This window comes from Streptomyces sp. JNUCC 64 (genome assembly GCF_054484115.1).
In genome coordinates, this window is sequence record NZ_CM137015.1 from 5,521,400 (window position 1) to 5,540,158 (window position 18,759).

Sequence of the window (18,759 nt, forward strand, 5' to 3'; positions counted from 1 at the left end):
ATGGTCATGGGGGTTCGGGGGACGCGCGGCTTCGTCGCGGGCACGGTCGTCGTCGCGGTGGTCGGGGGAGCGGGGGTGGTGGGCGGCACCGGGACGGCCGTCGCCGCCCCGGTCCCGGCGGCACACTGCACATCGGGCGTGGCGGGCCTCGCCGGCAAGCTGGAGAAGGGCATCGACGCGGCGGTCAAGGGCCGCACGGGCACCATCGCGGTCGGGCTCCACGACCGCCGGACGAAGACCAGTTGCGAGCTGCGCGGCGGCACCTCGTTCGACTCCGCGAGCGTCGTCAAGGTCACCGTCCTGGCCGCGCTGCTGTGGGAGTACAAGAAGACCAACCGCTACCTCACCACCCGTGAGGCCAACCTCGCCCACGCGATGATCGCCAAGTCCGACAACGCGGCCACCAGCACCTTCTGGAAGCAGCTCGGCCCCACCAGGATCAAGGGCTTCCTGCGGGCCGCCGGGATGACCAAGACCGTCCCCGGACCCGGTCAGTACTGGGGACTCACACGTGTCAACGTCAAGGACGAGCAGCGGCTGCTCGCCCTGATCACCGCCAAGAACACCGTGCTCAGCGACGGCTCCCGCGCCCACATCATGAAGCTGCTGAAGCAGGTCGTCCCCTCCCAGCGCTGGGGCACCCCGGCGGGCGCGCCCTCCGGCACCGGGATCCACGTCAAGAACGGCTGGCTCCCCCGGCAGGACTCCCACCACTGGCGGGTGCACAGCCTCGGCGCGTTCCAGGGCGGCGGACGGGACTACCAGCTGACCGTCCTCACCCACGGGAACCGGACGATGCAGTACGGGGTCGACAGCATCCAGCGGGTGGCGAAGGCCGTCCACAAGAACCTCACTCCCAGCACCCCGGCGGCCCTGCGGTACGAGCCCACCACGACGCCCCGCGAGGTCATCCCCGCCGTGCCCCGGGGGTGAGCGGCCCGCCCGCGCCGCGTCGGCAGGCGGGCCGGGGCCGGGGTGACCTGGACCCGAGGGGGGGCGGGGCTGGGGTGGCCGGGGCCTGGCCGTCCCGGGACCGGAGGCGGCCCGGGACGGCTGGGGCCTGAGGGAGGCCCGGGACCGAGGCGGCCGGGGCCTGGGCGGGCCGGGGTCGGAGGTGGTCCGGGCCCGTGAAGCCGCCGAGGTCCGGGGCGACTGGGGCCTGGGGCCCGGGACCGAGACGGCCAGGGTCTGGGGTCAGCCGGGGCCGGAGGTGGCCTGGGCCCATGAGACCGCCGAGGTCCCGGGCGCCCCCGGATCCGGGGGCGCCCGCGGTCGAGGGGAGCCGGACCGGGGTCGAGGGAGTCGGGCCGGGAGGGGCGGATCCGGTTCGTGCGTCCCGATCCGGCGGGTGCGCCCCGCGCGCCCCGCGCGCCCCGCGCGCTCCGTAGGGGACCGGGCGCCCCGGGCGTGGGGCGCGTCCAGCCCGCGTGCGGGACCACCTCCCGCACCCTCGCGCACACGCTCCGTGTTCATCGCGCGCCCCCGTGCCTCCGCGCATTGTTGCGGAGGGATGAAATCCGGATCATCCGACGTTCACATGTCCCGTGGACCGGTGTGCCGCCGCACCGGTCGGAACGGGAGGAACGGGTGTCGGATCACCAGGGGGAGCGGGGCCTGCCCAGCGGAAACCCCGGAGAGCGCCGGGTCGGGGAGTCCTGTCCGGACACCGACGGAACATCGCGGAGGGAGCCCGGCCCGGTGGCGGAAGAACCCCTTCCGGAACCGGCGGCGACCTCCCCGGAGAACGCCCATGACGCCCGGGCCCTCACGGAGGGTGAGCGGGTGGAGGGAGCACCCGAAGGGGCCGCCCCCGTCCGGAACGGTGCCACCGCCCACCGGGCCGGCACCACCCCGACGGCCACCGCCCCGGCCGCCCCCGCCCCCGGGGTCCCCACCCCGACGGCCACCGGGAGCGCAAGCACCGGCACCACCGGCACCGGCACCACGGGCACCGGCACCGCCCCGCCGTCCTGGTCCCGCCGTCTCACCGGCTACGCCTGGCGCCACCGCAAGGACGTCGTCCTCGCCCTCGGCTCCTCGCTCGCCGGAATGGCCGTCATGGCCCTCGTTCCGCTGATCACCAAGGTCGTCATCGACGACGTGGTCGGCGACCGCACCCGCTCCATGGCCCTGTGGGCCGGACTGCTGATCGCCGCCGCCCTCGCCGTCTACGCCCTCACCTACGTCCGCCGCTACTACGGCGGACGCCTCGCCCTGGACGTCCAGCACGATCTGCGTACCGACATGTACGACACGATCACCCGCCTCGACGGACGGCGCCAGGACGAACTCTCCACCGGACAGGTCATCGGCCGCGCCACCAGCGACCTCCAGCTCATCCAGGGCCTGCTGTTCATGCTGCCCATGACCATCGGGAACGTCCTGCTGTTCCTGATGTCCCTCGCCATCATGGCCTGGCTCTCCCCCCTCCTCACCCTCGTCGCCCTCGCCGTCGGCCCCGCCCTCTGGTACATCGCCACCCGCAGCCGCGCCCGGCTCCACCCCGCCACCTGGTACGCCCAGGCCCAGGCCGCCGCCGTCGCCTCCGTCGTGGACGGCTCCGTCACCGGGGTCCGCGTCGTCAAGGGCTTCGGACAGGAGGAACAGGAGACCGGAAAACTCCGCGCCGTCAGCCACCGCCTCTTCGCCGGACGACTGCGCACCGTCCGCCTCAACGCCCGCTACACCCCCGCCCTCCAGGCCGTCCCCGCCCTCGGCCAGGTCGCCATGCTCGCCCTCGGCGGCTGGCTCGCCGTCCGGGGCCAGATCACCCTCGGCACCTTCGTCGCCTTCTCCGCCTACCTCGCCCAGCTCATCGGCCCCGTCCGGATGCTCGCCGTCGTCCTCACCGTCGGCCAGCAGGCCCGCGCCGGAGCCGAACGCGTCCTCGAACTCATCGACACCGAACCCACCCTCACCGACGGCCCCCGCGTCCTGCCCGCCGACGCCCCCGCCACCGTCGAGTTCGACGCCGTCACCTTCGGCTACGACCCCGGCCACCCCGTCCTCGACGGCCTCACCCTCGACATCCGCGCCGGGGAGACCCTCGCCGTCGTCGGCGCCTCCGGCTCCGGCAAGTCCACCGTCGCCCAGCTCCTGCCCCGCTTCTACGACGTCGACCGGGGCGCCGTCCTCATCGGCGGCCACGACGTCCGCACCCTCACCCTCGACTCCCTGCGCGCCGCCATCGGCCTCGTCCCCGAGGACAGCTTCCTGTTCTCCGACACCGTCCGCGCCAACATCGCCTACGGACGGCCCGACGCCACCGACGAACAGATCGAGACCGCCGCCCGCGCCGCCCACGCCCACCGCTTCATCGACGAACTCCCCGACGGCTACGCCACCAAGGTCGGCGAACAGGGCCTCACCCTCTCCGGCGGCCAGCGCCAGCGCCTCGCCCTCGCCCGCGCCCTCCTCACCGACCCCCGGCTGCTCGTCCTCGACGACGCCACCTCCGCCGTCGACGCCCGCGTCGAACACGAGATCCACGAAGCGCTGCGCCAGGTCATGGCCGGCCGCACCACCCTCCTCATCGCCCACCGCCGCTCCACCCTGAACCTCGCCGACCGCATCGCCGTCCTGGACCGGGGCCGCCTCACCGACCTCGGCACCCACGACGAACTCACCGCCCGCTCCGCCCTCTACCGACGGCTCCTCACCGACCCCGACGAACTCGGCGCGGTCTCCCCCGGCCACCTCCCCGTCGGGGCCCCCGGCCCGGACGGCCCCGAAGGCCCCGACGGGGCCGCGCTGCGCGCCGAACTCGACGCCCAGTACGACGCCGAACGCGGCATCACCCCCCATCTGTGGACCGGCGACCGCGTTCCCAAGGGCGACGACGGCCTCGCCGGAACCCCCGCCACCCCCGAACTCCTCGCCCAGGTCGAGGCACTGCCCCCGGCCACCGACGAACCCGGCGTCGACGAGGCCCGGGCCGTGCTGCCCGAGGACTCCTACGGACTGAAACGGCTGCTGCGCGGCTTCTGGGCCCCGCTCGCCCTCGCCCTCGGCCTGGTCGCCGTCGACGCCGGAGCCGGACTGATGATCCCCGTCCTCATCCGGCACGGCATCGACTCCGGCGTCACCGAGGCCGCCCTCGGCGCGGTGTGGGCCGCGTCCCTCCTCGGCCTCGTCGCCGTCCTCGCCCAGTGGGCCGCCCAGCACGCCGGGATCCGGATGACCGGCCGCACCGGCGAACGCATCCTCTACACCCTGCGACTGAAGATCTTCGCCCAGCTCCAGCGGCTCGGCCTCGACTACTACGAACGCGAACTGACCGGGCGGATCATGACCCGGATGACCACCGACGTCGACGCCCTGTCCACGTTCCTCCAGACCGGGCTGGTCACCGCCTTCGTCTCCGTCGTCACCTTCTTCGGCATCATGGTCGCCCTCGTCGTCCTCGACCTCCAGCTCGCCCTGGTCGTCTTCGCCTCCCTCCCGCTCCTCGCCGTCGCCACCTACTACTTCCGCAAGCGGAGCGTGCTCGCCTACGAACTCGCCCGGGAACGGGTGTCGGTGGTCAACTCCGAACTCCAGGAGAGCGTCGCCGGACTGCGGATCGTCCAGGCGTTCCGCCGCGAGGACGACGGACGGAAGCGGTTCGCCGCCCGCAGTGCCGACTACCGGGCCGCCCGCGTCCGGGGCCAGTGGCTGATCTCCGTGTACTTCCCGTTCGTGCAGCTCCTGGCGTCCGTCGCGGTCGTCGCCGTCCTCGTCGTCGGCGCCGAACGGGTCGCCGCCGCCACGCTCACCACCGGCGCCCTGGTCGCCTACCTGCTCTACATCGACCTGTTCTTCGCCCCCGTCCAGCAGCTCTCCCAGGTCTTCGACGGCTACCAGCAGGCCACCGTCTCCCTCGGCCGCATCCAGGAACTCCTGCGCGAACCCACCTCCACCCGCCCCGCCGCCCGGCCCCTCCCGGTGGGGTCCCTGCACGGGGACATCGCCTTCGAGGACGTCCGGTTCGCGTACGGGGCGGAGGCCGACCCGCACGGGCCGGACGGGACCGGGCCGGACGGAGCCGGGACGACCGGGCCCGCGCCGGACGGACGGTCCGCGGCCGGGACGACCCCGCCCGGACCGTCCGGGAGCGCCCCGTCAGGAGCGGCGGCTACCGGGAACGCCCCGGACGCGCCCGCCCCCAAGGAGGCCGCGCTCAGCGAGGTGGACCTGCGGATCCCCGCCGGACAGACCGTCGCCTTCGTCGGCGAGACCGGCGCCGGGAAGTCCACCCTCGTCAAACTGGTCGCCCGGTTCTACGACCCCACCGCCGGACGCGTCACCGTCGACGGCACCGACCTGCGCTCCCTCGACCTCACCGCCTACCGGCACCGCCTCGGCGTCGTCCCCCAGGAGGCGTACCTCTTCCCCGGCACCGTCCGGGACGCCATCGCCTACGGACGGCCCGACGCCACCGACGCCCAGGTCGAGGCCGCCGCACGGGCGGTCGGCGCCCACGAGATGATCGCCACCCTCGACGGCGGCTACCTCCACGAGGTCGCCGAACGAGGCCGCAACCTCTCCGCCGGACAGCGCCAGCTCATCGCCCTCGCCCGCGCCGAACTCGTCGACCCGGACATCCTCCTGCTCGACGAGGCCACCGCCGCCCTGGACCTCGCCACCGAAGCCCAGGTCAACCAGGCCACCGACCGGGTCGCCGGACGCCGCACCACCCTCGTCGTCGCCCACCGGCTCACCACCGCCGCCCGCGCCGACCGCGTCGTCGTCATGGACCACGGACGGGTCGCCGAGGACGGCACCCACGCCGAACTCCTCGCCCGCGACGGCCGCTACGCCCGGCTGTGGCGCACCTTCGTGGGCGCCGACGAACCCGGCGACGGACCCGCCGACGGACCCCGCGACGGCGACCCCGGCCACGGCCCCGGACGGGGAGAGCCCGGCGGCGGGGAGGACGGGAACCCGAGCACCGCCCTCGGCGTCGGCACCGGCTGACCACCGGGGCCCGCCCACCAGGGACGGGCCCCGGACACCCGCCCGCCGAACGGGGGACACCCGCAACCGGACGGGCACCACGGGCGTCCCTAAGCAGGACGCGGACGTCGGTCCGGTACGGGCACGGGGGAGGAACGGTGTGAGCGACGGCGGCAACCCTGGACGCGCCCGGCCACGAGGGGCGGGAACGCGGTACGGAGCGCTGACCGCCGTCGTCGTGACGGTCGCCGCCCTGCTCACCTTCGCCGGACCCGCCGTCACCCCCGCCGAGGCCGCCCCGCCCTGCCCCGGACAGGTGGTGCGCACCGTCACCCTGCCGGGCGGGAAGGTCGTCGTCCACAAGAACTCCCGCTGGGTGTGCGCCTTCACCGTCGCCCACCGCTCCGGCCCCCTCCGCACCATGAGCGTCGGCCTCCAGGCGCGTGGCGCCCGGGAAGTCGTCAAACAGGGCCGCCACCGGAGCCGGACCCTCCCCGTCACCGTCTACGCGGGACAGCGCTGCGTCCGCGCGGCGGGCTCCATCGGAGGCCACCACCGGCGCAGCGGATGGCTGTTCTGCTGACCCGGTCCGCCCCTCTTCCCGGCCTGACCCCGTCCCCGCCCCCGGGGTGCCGGGGGTGTCGGCGGGACCCCGTCCGCCGGGCGTGAACCGTCCCGCCGGGGGAGACCAGCCCACCGGAGGGGGACAGCCCTTGGCGAAGGCGAAGCCTCCCTGACGCTCCGCCAACCCGCTCAAAAGGCGGTTCTTTCGTGTCTTTCCCCCTCAGGACCGGCCACGTTCGCACGCGGAACCCTAGTGCGGCGGGCCATGCTCCGCTAGGTTCGCGCAGGCACCAGCAGACCCAGGGGAGAACGCATGACCAAGGCGCTCAGATGGCTGCTGTCGCTCGTGGTGCTCATAGGCACCCTGAGTACAGCAGGCGCGGCCACCGCCGCCACCCGGACGGAACCGGCCGACATCAAGGACCGGCTTCTCGCGATTCCGGGCATGAGCCTCATCCAGGAACGACAGGTCACCGGCTACCGGTACTTCGTCCTCAACTACACCCAGCCGGTCGATCACCGGCGCCCCTCCAAGGGGACCTTCCAGCAGCGCCTCACCGTGCTGCACAAGGACACCGCCCGCCCCACGGTCTTCCACACCAGTGGCTACCACGTGTCCACCAACGCGGGCCGCAGCGAACCCACCCGCATCATCGACGGCAACCAGGTCTCCATGGAGTACCGGTTCTTCACACCGTCCCGCCCCGCCCCCGCCGACTGGTCCAAGCTGACCATCTGGCAGGCCGCCACCGACCAGCACCGGATCTTCCAGGCCCTCAAGCCGATCTACTCGAAGAACTGGATCGCCACCGGTGGCTCCAAGGGCGGCATGACCGCCACGTACTACGAGCGCTTCTACCCCCGTGACATGGACGGCGTCGTCGCGTACGTCGCCCCCAACGACGTCAACAACCGGGAGGACTCGCGCTACGACCGGTTCCTCGCCAACGTCGGCACCCCCGAGTGCCGCGCCAAGCTCGGCGCCGTCCAGCGGGAAGCCCTGGTCCGGCGCGAGGCGCTGACCGAGAAGTACGCCGCGCTCGCCGCCTCCGGGAACCGCACCTTCACCACCACCGGCGACATCGACAAGGCGTTCGAGGGCGTCGTCCTCGACCTGGTGTGGGGCTTCTGGCAGTACCAGGACGAGGCCGACTGCGCCAACGTCCCCGACGCCGCCACCGTCACCGACCAGGCGCTCTTCGACTACGTCGACGCCATCGTCGGCTGGGCCTCCTACACGGACCAGGGCCTGGAGCCCTACACCCCGTACTACTACCAGGCCGGCACCGAACTGGGCGGTCCCACCGTCCGCCAGCCCTGGCTCGGCGACCTGTCCCGCTACGGCTACCAGCCGCCGCGGAACTTCGTCCCCCGCTCCATCCCGATGGAGTTCGAGGACGACGCCATGCGCGACGTCGACCGCTGGGTCCGCCACAACGCCACCCGGATGCTCTACGTCAACGGCGAGAACGACCCGTGGGCGGCCGAGCCCTTCCGCCTCGGCAAGGGCGCCCGTGACTCGTACGTCTTCACCGCGCCCGGCGCCAACCACGGCGCCAACGTGGCCGGACTCGTCGAACACGAGCGGGCCAAGGCCACCGAGCGCATCCTGAGCTGGGCCGGGCTCACCTCCGCGGCCACCGCCGCGGCGAACGCCCCCGACCGCGAGGTCGCCCCGCTCGCCCCGTACCACCGCGGGCTCGACCGCCAGGGCGCCACGCTCCAGCAGCCCACCCTGCGGCCGTAACACCCTCGCTCTACCCCGGGCCCCGGCCCCGTCCGCACGGTCTTCCGTCCGGCACGGGGCCGGGGTTCCGGCTTTCCGGTCGGGTGCCGCCCGCTGCCCCGTACCGCCGCCGCACGTACCGCCCGCCGCCGGGTACCGTCCATGGCCGCGCGCCGCTCACCGCCGGGTACTGTCCACGGCCGTGTGCCGCTCACGGCTACGCACCGCCTACGGACCCCTGCCGCCGACGGCCCTGTACCGTTCACCGGCTTGTATCCGCCCATGGCCGAGTGGCCGTCGGTCGTCGGCCGTGGGGCTGTGGAGCCGTGTGCCGTGGGGGCGTGTGCTGTGGAGCCGTGGGGTCGTGGGGAGTCCGGTCACGCCGGTCGGGTGGCCCGTCCGGGGCGTCCGGTCCCTCCGGGCGATCAGCGGTAGGTCAGCCCGTGACCCCGGGGGAACAGCACCCGGCGCGGGTCACCCGCCACGGTGACCGGAACCGGAAGCCGTCCCCGGGGGCGGGCCCGTCCCGCCACCACCCGTGCCGCGGCCCGCAGTTCCGCCTCGCCCCAGGAGTACACGGCGAGCACCGCGTCTGCCTCCGGCAGCCACGCCACGTCGTACGGATCGCGCAGCGCGACCACCACCACCGGCACCCCCGTCGCCGCCAACTCCCGCACCAGCGCCCGCTGCGCCGCACCGGTCGCCACGTTGTACGTGGTCACCAGCACCGCGTCCCTGCCGCGCGCCGCCGCCACCGCCGAGGCGATCCGCTCCGGCGAGGGCGCCCCGCCGGTCGACAGGGCGGTCGCGGCGAAGCCCAGCTCCCCGAGCGCCGCCGCCAGTACCGAGGTCGGCGGATCCGTGGTGCCCGAGGACGACACCGGGTCCGCCCCGACGACCAGCAGGTTCCCGAAGTTCCGGCGCGGCAGCGGAAGCAGCCGCGCCGCGTCGGCCAGCAGCGTCGTCGACCGCTCCGCGATCCGGTCCGCCGCCGCCCGGTGCGCCGCCGCGCCGACCACCCGCCCCACCTCCCGCTCCGGGACACAGGGCCGGTGGAACAGCCCCCGCCGCCACTTGAGCCGCAGCACCCGCAGCACCGAGGCGTCCAGCCGCTCCCCGTCGATCTCCCCGTCGCGTACCGCGGCCAGCACCGAGGTGAACGCGGTCGCGAGGCTCGGCGGGTTCAGCAACTGGTCGGCCCCCGCCAGCAGGGCCAGCACCGGCACCCGGTCGTCCCCGTACGTCTCCCGCACCCCCTGCATCGCCAGCGAGTCCGTGACGATCACTCCCTGGAAGCCCAGCTCCTCGCGGAGGATGCCGGTCAGGATCGGACGGGACAGGGTCGCGGGGACCCCGGACGGGTCCAGCGCCGGGAACCTGATGTGCGCCGTCATCACCGAGTCCACCCCCGCCCTGATCGCCGCCCGGAACGGGGGCGCGTCGAGCCGCTCCCACTCCGCCCGCGAGTGGTCGATCTCCGGCAGCCCGGTGTGGCTGTCGACCCGGGTGTCCCCGTGCCCGGGGAAGTGCTTCGCGGTGGCGACCACCCCCGACCCCTGGTACCCGCGCACCTCGGCCGCCACCAGCGCGGCCACCGCCTCCGGGTCGGCCCCGAAGGACCGCACCCCGATCACGGGGTTCGCGGGATCGATGTTCACATCGGCGACGGGGGAGTAGTTCTGACGGATGCCCAGTGCCGCCAGCTCCGCCCCCGCGATCCGGCCCAGCTCCCGGGCGCCGGTGACCGAACCGCCCGCTCCCAGCGTCATCGCCCCGACCGCCATCGCCCCGGGGAACAGCGTCGCCGGGCGCCCCACCCGGCACACCACCCCGTGCTCCTGGTCGGTGGAGATCAGCACCGGCACCGGGGCTCCCCCGCTGAGGGCGGCCCGCTGGACGCCGTTCGAGAGCGCGGCGATCTGTCGTGGCTCACGGGTGTTGCCCGCCCAGGTGAAGTAGATGATCCCCCCGACGTGGTACTTCGCCACCAATTCGGCCGCCGTCCGTACCCCCAGCTCCCGCAGGTTGGCCGCAGCGTCCGACGGATCGGGCGCCGTCGCCGAGTGCCCGTACACCCGGCTGACGAAGAGCTGGCCGACCTTCTCCTCCGGCGTCATCCGGTCGAGCAGACCGCGTAGGCGCTCTTCGTGGGGTGGGGGGAGCGCGCCGGGTGACGAGGCGGTGCCGGCCGTCGCCGAGGCCGGTGCGACACGCCCAGCCGGTGCGGGTGCCGGTGCGGGACGCTGCGCGGAGGCCGGCGGCCGGGCGGTCCGTGTTTGGGCGGCTCGCGCGGGGGCGAGACCGCCACCCGCGACGGTGAATGCCGCCGCCGCACCGGCCACGGCAGCCGAGGCGGCGAGGACCGTGCGACGGGGGAGAGGGCGGGGGTGTGAGGAGGGCTGGGGCTCGCTCCGGGGCTGGTGGTGCCGCGTCTGGGAGCGGGACCGCTCCCGGGGGGCGGGTGCCGGACCGTGGGCCGGGTGCGACGCGCCCGGGTGCGACGTGCCCGGGTGGGCCGTGCCCGGGTGGGCCGTGCCCGGGTGGGCCGGGTCCGGGTGGGGCAGGTCCCGCCGGGCCGGGTCCGGGTGGGGGTGGGACACACGGGCTCCTTCCGTAGCGGTGCGACGGGGAGCCCACGGAGCGCGTCACATGAGCGACGCCGATGCCGACTCCACGCCTCACCGCCTCCGATGGGCGAGTGGAGTAATCGCCCGAAACTTATGGAAATCGGATGTTCAGACGGTAGCCCTTGAACCCGGCTTCGCGGGGGAGGCGGGACGTGTCGGGGAGGGGCGGAGGGGCGGGGAGTGGGTAGCGGGGAGGAAAGGGGGGCTGGAATTGGGCCGGGCCGGGCCGGGGTCGGGACTGCGACGAAGGCGGGCGAAAGATGTGGAGACGTAACAGCCGGGGGGCCTCCCCCCCCGCCCCCTCCCCCCGGCCCCCTCCCTTCCCTTCCCCTCCTCTCCCTCCCTCACCTCCCGCTGTGGTGAGCGCCCTCCGCCGCGCGTGGCCAGTGGGCGTGCAGGCTCCTGACCGTTTCGGCGATGGCGGGCCGCCGGGCCGCGCCGGTGCGCCACAAGGCGTACAGATGCCGCACGGGGACGGGGTCCAGCAGGACGGACACCACTCCCTCGGGGAGCGGGCCCCTCCCGAGCCGGGGGATGAGCGCGATGCCCAGCCCGGCCTCGACCAGCGCGATCAGGGTCGGATTCTCGTCGGCGTAGTGCGCGACGTCCGGTTCGATGCCAGCGGTCCGCAGCGTCCGCATCAACCAGTCGTGGCACACCCGCCCGGGCGGCTGGCACACCCACCGCTCCCCGCCGAACTCCTCCCTGCGCACGGCTTTCCGTCCCGCGAACCGGTGCCCTCGGGGGACCAGTAGATCGCACAGGTCGTCCCCGATCCTGACCTGCTCCACGCCGGGCGGCGAGGGAAGCGGGGAGATGTCCCAGCCATGGGCTATCGCCATGTCCACCACTCCCTTCGTGACGAGGTCCACCGATATGTGCGGGTCCACTTCCGACAGCCGGGTGTCCAGCTCCGGATGGCGTGCCGCCAGGTCCGCGAGGACCCCCGGCATCAGTCCGCGCGCGGCCGAGGCGAACGCGGCGATCGAGAGGGGGCCCGTCGGTATGCCCTTGCGCTCCTCCAGGTCGGTCTCGACGCGTTCCACGATCGTCAGCAGTTCCCGTGCCGCTTCCACCAGCTGGTGCGCGTCATCGGTGAGCCGCACTCCTCTGCCGTGCCGCTCCAGCAGGACGGTGCGTGTCTCCCGCTCCAGTTTGGTGATCTGCTGGGAGACGGCCGACGCCGTGAAGCCGAGTGAGGTCGCCGCCGCCTGCACCGATCCGTGCACGGACACCGCGTACAGGGCACGCATTCTCTGAAGATCCAGCATTCGACTCCGGCCCTTGCCTTTCTCCCCGATGCCGCGATGTCCCGACGCCCCATGCCCCATGCCCCGGACTCGGCCAGGTTCCGTCCTGTCCGGATCCCTGATCGCATTGGATTAAGTACTGCTTAATCCAAGCATGCAGTAATCATCGCTAGTGCTTCACTGTCGTCACCGGTGATGCTCGTCGCATGCGACTCGCGCACATCGGTCTCGCGGTCCTGGTGGCCGCCATCTGGGGCGGCAATTTCGTCGTCATCGACTTCGGCCTCTCACAGTTCCCTCCGCTGCTGTTCGCCGCGCTCCGCTTCCTCGTGGCCGCCGTACCCGCGGTCTTCCTGGTGGGGCGGCCCAAGGTCGCCTGGAAGTGGATCATCGCGGTGGGCATGGCCCTGGGCGTGATGAAGTTCGGTCTGGTCTTCGTCGGCATGCACCAGGGCATGCCCGCCGGGCTGACCTCACTGGTCCTCCAGGTGCAGGCCGTCTTCACGGCGGTCTTCGCCGCCGTCGTGCTGCGCGAGCGTCCCGGACCGCTGCGCACGGCGGGCATGGTGGTGGCGCTCGCCGGTGTCGGTCTCGCCGCCGTCGACGAAGGCGGATCGGGACCGCTGCTCGGCTTCACCCTGGTGGTCGCCGCCGCCGCGGGCTGGGGCGTCTCGAACGTCCTCACCCGCAAGGCCGCGCCGCCGGACGCCTTCAACTTCATCGTCTGGGTCAGCCTCGTCCCGGTGCTGCCCCTGTATCTGCTCTCCCTCCTCTTCGAGGGTCCGTCAGCCGGGTTCGAGGCGCTGCGCTCGCTGGACTGGACGGGCGTCTGCGCCCTCCTCTTCATCGCCTGGGTCAGCACGAACTTCGGCTTCGGTGCCTGGGGCTGGCTGCTGCGCCGCTACCCCGCGTCCACCGTGGCGCCCTTCACCCTTCTCGTCCCCGTCTTCGGGATGTCCTCGGCCGCCCTCTTCCTGGGCGAGTCGGTCAGCGCCCTGCGCTGGTGCGCCGCCGTGCTCCTGGTGGCCGGAGTCGCCGCCACCTCGTTCGCCCCCAGCCGGGCGGCGACCGGGACGCCGGGCCCGGAGTCCGTGTCCGCAGCCCCTCCACCCGCTCGTTCCTCCCCTGGCGCGCGGGGCTCCTCCTCCGGGCCCCTCCCGGACGAGGCCCCGGACGGATCGGCTATCCGGCCGCCCCGTCCAGCAGCCCCCGCAGGTACCTCCGGCCCGCCGCCAACCGGTCCGGCAGCGGCGCCGCCCGCTCGTACCACCGCTTCTCGTACTCCCAGCACACCCACCCGTCCCATCCCTCCCGGGTGAGCGCCTCCAGGCACCCGGCCAACGGCAGGGTTCCCGCACCGAGCCCGACCGGGGTCGTGTCCTCGGCGGACCGTACGTCCTTCACTTGGACGTAGCCGAGGTACGGGCCGACCGCCGCACGGGTCGCGGCCGGTTCCTCCCCAGCCAGCCACGGATGGAGGACGTCCCACAGCACCCCCGCGGCGGGGTGCCCGACCCGTTCCACCACCCGGGAGGCCGCCGCACCCGTGCGGTGTGAGTCATGGGTCTCCAACAGCACCCGGACTCCGAGGTCGGCCGCCCACGTGGCGGCCGTCTCCAGCCGCCGGACGGCGGCCGTCTCCGCCGCCTCGGCGGCGGCCGGTCCCAGCCCGGAACCCGCTCCGGGGAAGACCCTGACGTAGGGCGCGCCCAGGTCTGCGGCGAGGGACAGCAGCCCCCGCACCTCCTCCAGCACGGGACCGTCGTCGCCGGGTGCCGCCATCCGCGCGTATCCGGCGACGCCCAGGACCGTCACGCCCCCGTCCGCGAAACCGGCGGCGACCGTGGACCGTTCACCCGCCGTCAGCCCCGGATGCACGGGTTCCTCGGGGTGGGCCCGGAGTTCGACACCGTCGTAGCCGTGCGCGGTGGCGAGTCCGATGACTTCGGGGATCGGCAGGCCCGGCACCCCGAGCGTGGAGAAGGCCAGTCGCATGGCCGCGACCCTACTCCCGGCCCCCGATGGGACCCGGGGTCCGGGGCGGCACCCCGCCAGCGGCCACCGCCCCGGCCTCCGAGGCTCCCGGTATCAGTCCCGTGTCCGCGCCCCCGCCGGTTCCCGTGCTGGTGCCGGTGGGACCGCTGAGCGCCGGGACCACCCGTATCGCCCCTCGCCCCAGGCCGTACTCATGCCCACGTCCCTGTCCGTACCCGTACCCGTACTCGTGCCCGTGTCCGGAGGCGTGCGTACGGACGCCGTCATGGCGGGACGGGCGGGACGGGCAGGACGGACGGAACAGGCAGGGGGGACGGAGTGAGGTGGTGGTCGGCATGACCGGCTCCCGGATCTCTCGACTGGGATCAAGTCTGCCGAGTCCGGGGGGTGATGCAACCCCTGTGGACAACGGCCTGTGGATAACTCCGGCAAGGCGGATACGCCTTTCACTCACACGAGTGGAAGGCAGGAGGGGAAGGCCGGAGTGGAGAACGGGGGAGGAGGGGGAGGAGGGGGAGGCGCGAGTGACCGGAGAAGGGAAAGGAGCCAAGGGGAGGGAGGCGGCTCACCCCAGGGGCGGCGGCGCGCCCGTCGACCCCCGCACCATCAACTCCCCCCGGACCTTGGCGATCCCGCCCGGGGGCGGGTCCTCCCGGCCCATCGCTATGCGCCCCGCCCGCGCCCCCGCCTCGAACAGCGGGAGCCGTACCGTCGTCAGGGCGGGCACGGCGTCCACGCTGAAAGGGAGGTCGTCGAAGCCCGCCACCGAGACGTCCCGAGGAATCCGCAGTCCCTGGTCCCGCAGCGCGGCGCAGGCGCCGAGCGCGACGGTGTCGTTGGCCGCGACGAGGGCCGTCAGTCCGGGGTCCCGCCGCAGCAGCTCGACCGCGCCGTCGTACCCGGACTGCCGGTCGTACATCCCGTGCACCACCAACGGATCGGATCCCGCGCCCGCGCCCTCGCCCGACGCTCCACCCGCTCCCGCTCCCGCTCCTCCGCCCGGCGCTCCGCGCCCGCTCCCGCCCGAAGCCCCGCCCGTCCCCGCGAGCACCACTCCGGCCACTCTGGCCACTCCGGTCACTCCGGCCGCCCCGGCCGCCCTGGCCATCCCCGTCAGTCCCGGCGTCCCCGCCTCCGCCTCCGCGCGTTCCGCCCCCGCCAGTCCCGCCCGGTGCCCCGCCAGCCGCTCGGCCGTCGTGGTGCGGCCCGGGGGCCCCGCGATGTACCCGATCCGCCGATGGCCCAGCGCCACCAGATGCTCCGTCAGCAACCGTCCGCCCCCGGCGTTGTCGAAGGTCAGGGCGATCGCGTCGGTGCCGGGCACCGGGGGCCGTCCGCACAGCACCACCCGGGTGCCCGCCTCCGCGAGCCGTCGCAGCTTGGCGCTCATCGCCTCGGTGTGTCCGGGGTCGTCCACCGTGCCGCCGAGGAGGACCACGGCGGCGGCCCGCTGGCGCTGGAGCAGCGTCAGATAGGTGAGTTCGCGTTCGGGCGACCCTCCGGTGTTGCACACCACGGCCAGCCGTTCGCCCCCGGCGCGGCCTCCCGGACCGGTGATCTCGGACTGCACGGCCCCGGCCATGATCCCGAAGAACGGGTCGGCGATGTCGTTGACGAGGACGCCGACGAGGTCGGAGGTGGCGGCGGCGAGGGCGCTCGCCGGACCGTTGAGGACGTAGTCCAGCTCCTCCACGGCCCGCAGGACCCGCTGTCTGGTGCCCGCCGCGACGGGGTAGTTGCCGTTCAGCACCCGGGAGACGGTGGCGGGGGAGACCTTCGCCCGGGCCGCCACGTCAGCCAGTGTCGCCGTCATCCGCTCGTCCTCCGGTCCGTCGGCGGTCCGTCCCGTGCTCCCGGGGCGGCTTCCCATAGGTGCGTCCGAGTCCGGACCCTAGCCGGGTCGGGGCCCGCCCGCCGGGTGGCCGGGGAACCCTGTGGGGCGGGTGTGCGGAACCCCTCACCGGAGGCCGCCCCGGCCGACCGGAGGGAGCGGGATCGCGCCGTGGGCCGGTGACGCGTGGAGGGAAAGCGCTTACCGTTCGAGGTGACCGACCGTGAGCGGCCCGTGACGGGCGAGGGAGGAAGTCGATGACGGCCAGGACGGTACGCATCGCGATGAACGGCGTGACCGGACGGATGGGGCGCCGACAGCACCTGGTCCGCTCGATCCTGGCGATCCGCGCGCGGGGCGGGGTGCCCCTCGGGGACGGCACGGCGCTGTGGCCGGAGCCGGTGCTCGTCGGCCGCGGTGCCCCTGCGCTGCGCGCCCTGGCCGAGGAGCACGGACTCGACCCGGACGCCGTCTCCACCGACCTGGACGCGGTCCTCGCGGACGACTCCGTGAGCGTCTACTTCGACGCGCAGATCACCTCCGCGCGGGTGCCCGCGCTGAAGCGCGCCATCGCCGCCGGGAAGCACGTCTACGTGGAGAAGCCCACCGCGCCCACCCTGCGCGAGGCGCTGGAACTGGCCCGCCTCGCGCGCGTGGCGGGCGTCAAGCACGGGGTGGTGCAGGACAAGCTCTTTCTGCCCGGGTTGCGGAAACTCGCGCGCCTCGTGGAGGAGGGTTTCTTCGGCCGGATCCTTTCGGTGCGGGGAGAGTTCGGCTACTGGGTCTCCGAAGGCGACCGGGAACCCGCCCAGCGCCCCTCCTGGAACTACCGGGCCGAGGACGGCGGCGGCATCGTCCTCGACATGTTCCCGCACTGGGAGTACGTGCTCCATGGACTGTTCGGCCGGGTGCGTTCCGTCCAGGTGCTGACCGCGACGCACGTACCGCGCCGCTGGGACGAGCGGGGCGAGCCCTACGGGGCGACCGCCGAGGACGCCGCGTACGGGATCTTCGAACTCGACGGCGGCGCCGTCGCCCAGATCAACTCCTCCTGGGCGGTCCGGGTCCACCGGGACGAACTGGTCGAGTTCCAGGTGGACGGCACCGAGGGCTCGGCGGTGGCCGGACTGCGCGGCTGCCGGGCACAGCACCGCACGCGCACGCCCCGGCCCGTGTGGGACCCGGACCTGCCCGTCACGCACGCGTTCCGGGACGGCTGGCGGGAGGTGCCCGACGAGGAGGAGTACGGCAACGGCTTCGCGGCGCAGTGGGAACTGTTCCTGCGGCACGTCGCCCTGGACACCCCCTACGCCTGGGACCTCGTGGCGGGCGCGCGCGGAGTGCAACTCGCCGAACTGGGCTTGCTGTCGGCCGCCGAGGGCCGACGCGTCGAGGTCCCGGAGCTGACGCCGTGACCCTGTGGCTGCCCGCCGCCGACGGGACCCTCCGCCCGCACGAGCCGGGTGCCCTGTCCACGCCGGGCGTCCCGTCCACGCTGGGCGTCCCGTACCCGTACGGGCCGGGTGCCCCGCGCGCGTGCCCGTCGTCCGGCGGGGCGGGAACGCCGTCCGGGCCCTCCCCCGAACCCTTCGTCTCACGGGTGGTGTTCGCGGCGGCGCACGTGGTCGCCGACCCCCTGGCGGCCGGGTGCGGGGACGGCCCGGCCGCCGTCGACTGGGACGCGACCCTCGCCTTCCGCCGTCATCTGTGGGCCCACGGTCTGGGCGTCGCGGAAGCCATGGACACCGCGCAGCGCGGCGCGGGCCTCGACTGGACGGCCGCGGCCGGGCTGATCCGCCGCTCGGCGGCCGAGGCGCGGGCGGTGGGCGGCCGGATCGTCTGCGGGGCGGGCACCGACCAGCTCACCGCACCGGCCACGCTCGCCGCGGTCCGCGCCGCCTACGAAGAGCAGTTGGCGGTGGTCGAGGAGACGGGCGCGGGCGCCGTGCTCCTGGCCTCCCGCGCGCTGGCCGCCGTCGCGTCCGGCCCGGACGACTACCGGGCCCTCTACGGGGAGTTGCTGCGCCAGACGGCCCGGCCGGTGGTGCTGCACTGGCTGGGGGCCGTGTTCGATCCGGCACTGGCGGGCTACTGGGGGTCCGACGACCCGGACGCGGCGACGGACGTCCTCCTCGACGTGATCGCGGCGCACCCCGGGAAGGTCGACGGGGTGAAGGTCTCCCTGCTGGACGCGGACCGCGAGGTGGAGCTGCGCCGCCGTCTGCCCGAAGGGGTGCGCTGCTACACGGGCGACGACTTCCACTACCCGGAACTCGTCGCGGGCGACGGGCGGCACGCCAGTGACGCGCTGCTGGGCGTCCTCGACCCGCTCGCCCCGATCGCCGCCCGGGCCCTGCGCCTTCTGGACGCCGACACGGCGGGCCCCGCAGGTCCTGCCGACCCCCAGGCTCCCGCCCGCCCCCTGGCCCCCGCCCGAGCGGGAGCCCCCACCGGCGCGGGAAGCCCCGCAGCCACCGGAAGCCCGGTCGCCGCCCCGGACGGCCCGGCCGCCCCGGACGGCACCGCCGCCTTCCGGGCGGTCCTGGACCCGACCGTGCCGCTGGCCCGGCACCTGTTCGGCGCGCCGACCCGCCACTACAAGACCGGTGTGGTGTTCCTGGCCTGGCTCGCCGGACACCAGACGCACTTCACCATGGTCGGCGGCCTCCAGTCGGCCCGCCCCCTGCCGCACCTGGCCCGCGCCTACGAACTCGCGGACGGGCTCGGCCTCTTCCCCGATCCGGGCCGCGCCGCCCACCGGATGCGGTCCCTGCTGGCCCTCCACGGGGTGGACCGGTGACCCCGGCCGCCGCCGGGGCCCCGGAGCCCGGG

General features: G+C 74.2%; 10 protein-coding genes and 1 pseudogene. 7 read left to right on the forward strand and 4 right to left on the reverse strand.

From position 1 onward, the window contains the following. Positions 1-6 precede the first annotated feature (6 nt). The 4 genes from ACVWNX_RS22995 (at position 7) to ACVWNX_RS23010 (ending at position 8,245) form a co-directional block, all read left to right on the forward strand. A complete protein-coding gene (locus ACVWNX_RS22995) occupies positions 7-933 on the forward strand; it encodes a serine hydrolase (RefSeq protein WP_454414894.1) in 927 nt (308 codons plus the stop codon). Between the two features lie 765 nt (positions 934-1,698). Next, a complete protein-coding gene (locus ACVWNX_RS23000; protein WP_454409532.1) occupies positions 1,699-5,955 on the forward strand; it encodes an ABC transporter ATP-binding protein in 4,257 nt (1,418 codons plus the stop codon). Positions 5,956-6,094: 139 nt separating this feature from the next. Then, positions 6,095-6,517 (forward strand): hypothetical protein, encoded by a 423-nt coding sequence (locus ACVWNX_RS23005; RefSeq protein WP_454409533.1) that lies wholly within the window; start codon positions 6,095-6,097, stop codon positions 6,515-6,517. Between the two features lie 294 nt (positions 6,518-6,811). Next, positions 6,812-8,245: a S28 family serine protease gene (locus ACVWNX_RS23010; protein ID WP_454409534.1), complete on the forward strand. Its 1,434-nt coding sequence runs from the start codon at positions 6,812-6,814 to the stop codon at positions 8,243-8,245. A 404-nt stretch (positions 8,246-8,649) separates the two neighbouring features. Here ACVWNX_RS23010 and ACVWNX_RS23015 read toward each other — a convergent pair whose 3' ends face one another. Together ACVWNX_RS23015 and ACVWNX_RS23020 are read right to left on the reverse strand one after the other, a co-directional pair. Next, on the reverse strand, positions 8,650-10,341 hold the full coding sequence (locus ACVWNX_RS23015) for a glycoside hydrolase family 3 protein (RefSeq protein ID WP_454409536.1): 1,692 nt from the start codon (positions 10,339-10,341) through the stop codon (positions 8,650-8,652). Between the two features lie 854 nt (positions 10,342-11,195). Continuing rightward, positions 11,196-12,122, reverse strand: coding sequence for a LysR family transcriptional regulator (locus ACVWNX_RS23020; RefSeq protein WP_454409537.1), 927 nt, complete (start codon positions 12,120-12,122; stop codon positions 11,196-11,198). Positions 12,123-12,307: 185 nt separating this feature from the next. On the opposite strand from ACVWNX_RS23020, the gene ACVWNX_RS23025 reads away from it, so the two are divergent. Beyond that, positions 12,308-13,420 (forward strand): EamA family transporter, encoded by a 1,113-nt coding sequence (locus ACVWNX_RS23025; protein ID WP_454409538.1) that lies wholly within the window; start codon positions 12,308-12,310, stop codon positions 13,418-13,420. Here ACVWNX_RS23025 and ACVWNX_RS23030 read toward each other — a convergent pair. Beyond that, positions 13,371-14,096: pseudogene (locus tag ACVWNX_RS23030) on the reverse strand (sugar phosphate isomerase/epimerase family protein); the annotation flags it as partial. The gene ACVWNX_RS23025 and the pseudogene ACVWNX_RS23030 overlap by 50 nt on opposite strands. A gap of 565 nt (positions 14,097-14,661) precedes the next feature. Further along, on the reverse strand, positions 14,662-15,909 hold the full coding sequence (locus ACVWNX_RS23035; RefSeq protein WP_454409540.1) for a LacI family DNA-binding transcriptional regulator: 1,248 nt from the start codon (positions 15,907-15,909) through the stop codon (positions 14,662-14,664). 275 nt (positions 15,910-16,184) lie between these two features. Between ACVWNX_RS23035 and ACVWNX_RS23040 the strand changes: the two genes are divergently transcribed. Together ACVWNX_RS23040 and ACVWNX_RS23045 are read left to right on the forward strand one after the other, a co-directional pair. Continuing rightward, the gene (locus tag ACVWNX_RS23040) at positions 16,185-17,342 is read left to right on the forward strand and encodes a Gfo/Idh/MocA family protein (protein WP_454409541.1); all 1,158 of its coding nucleotides are present in this window, start codon (positions 16,185-16,187) and stop codon (positions 17,340-17,342) included. Further along, positions 17,339-18,727, forward strand: coding sequence for a dihydrodipicolinate synthase family protein (locus tag ACVWNX_RS23045; protein ID WP_454409542.1), 1,389 nt, complete (start codon positions 17,339-17,341; stop codon positions 18,725-18,727). Before ACVWNX_RS23040 ends, ACVWNX_RS23045 begins: the two co-directional genes overlap by 4 nt. Positions 18,728-18,759: the final 32 nt, after the last annotated feature.

Excerpts from the sequence above, each read along its gene's own strand:
- ACVWNX_RS23015 (WP_454409536.1), bottom strand. The coding sequence starts at position 10,341 with ATGACGCCGGAGGAGAAGGTCGGCCAGCTCTTCGTCAGCCGGGTGTAC.
- ACVWNX_RS22995 (WP_454414894.1), top strand. The coding sequence starts at position 7 with ATGGGGGTTCGGGGGACGCGCGGCTTCGTCGCGGGCACGGTCGTCGTC.
- ACVWNX_RS23025 (WP_454409538.1), top strand. The coding sequence starts at position 12,308 with ATGCGACTCGCGCACATCGGTCTCGCGGTCCTGGTGGCCGCCATCTGG.
- ACVWNX_RS23010 (WP_454409534.1), top strand. The coding sequence starts at position 6,812 with ATGACCAAGGCGCTCAGATGGCTGCTGTCGCTCGTGGTGCTCATAGGC.
- ACVWNX_RS23035 (WP_454409540.1), bottom strand. The coding sequence starts at position 15,909 with ATGACGGCGACACTGGCTGACGTGGCGGCCCGGGCGAAGGTCTCCCCC.
- ACVWNX_RS23040 (WP_454409541.1), top strand. The coding sequence starts at position 16,185 with ATGACGGCCAGGACGGTACGCATCGCGATGAACGGCGTGACCGGACGG.
- ACVWNX_RS23020 (WP_454409537.1), bottom strand. The coding sequence starts at position 12,122 with ATGCTGGATCTTCAGAGAATGCGTGCCCTGTACGCGGTGTCCGTGCAC.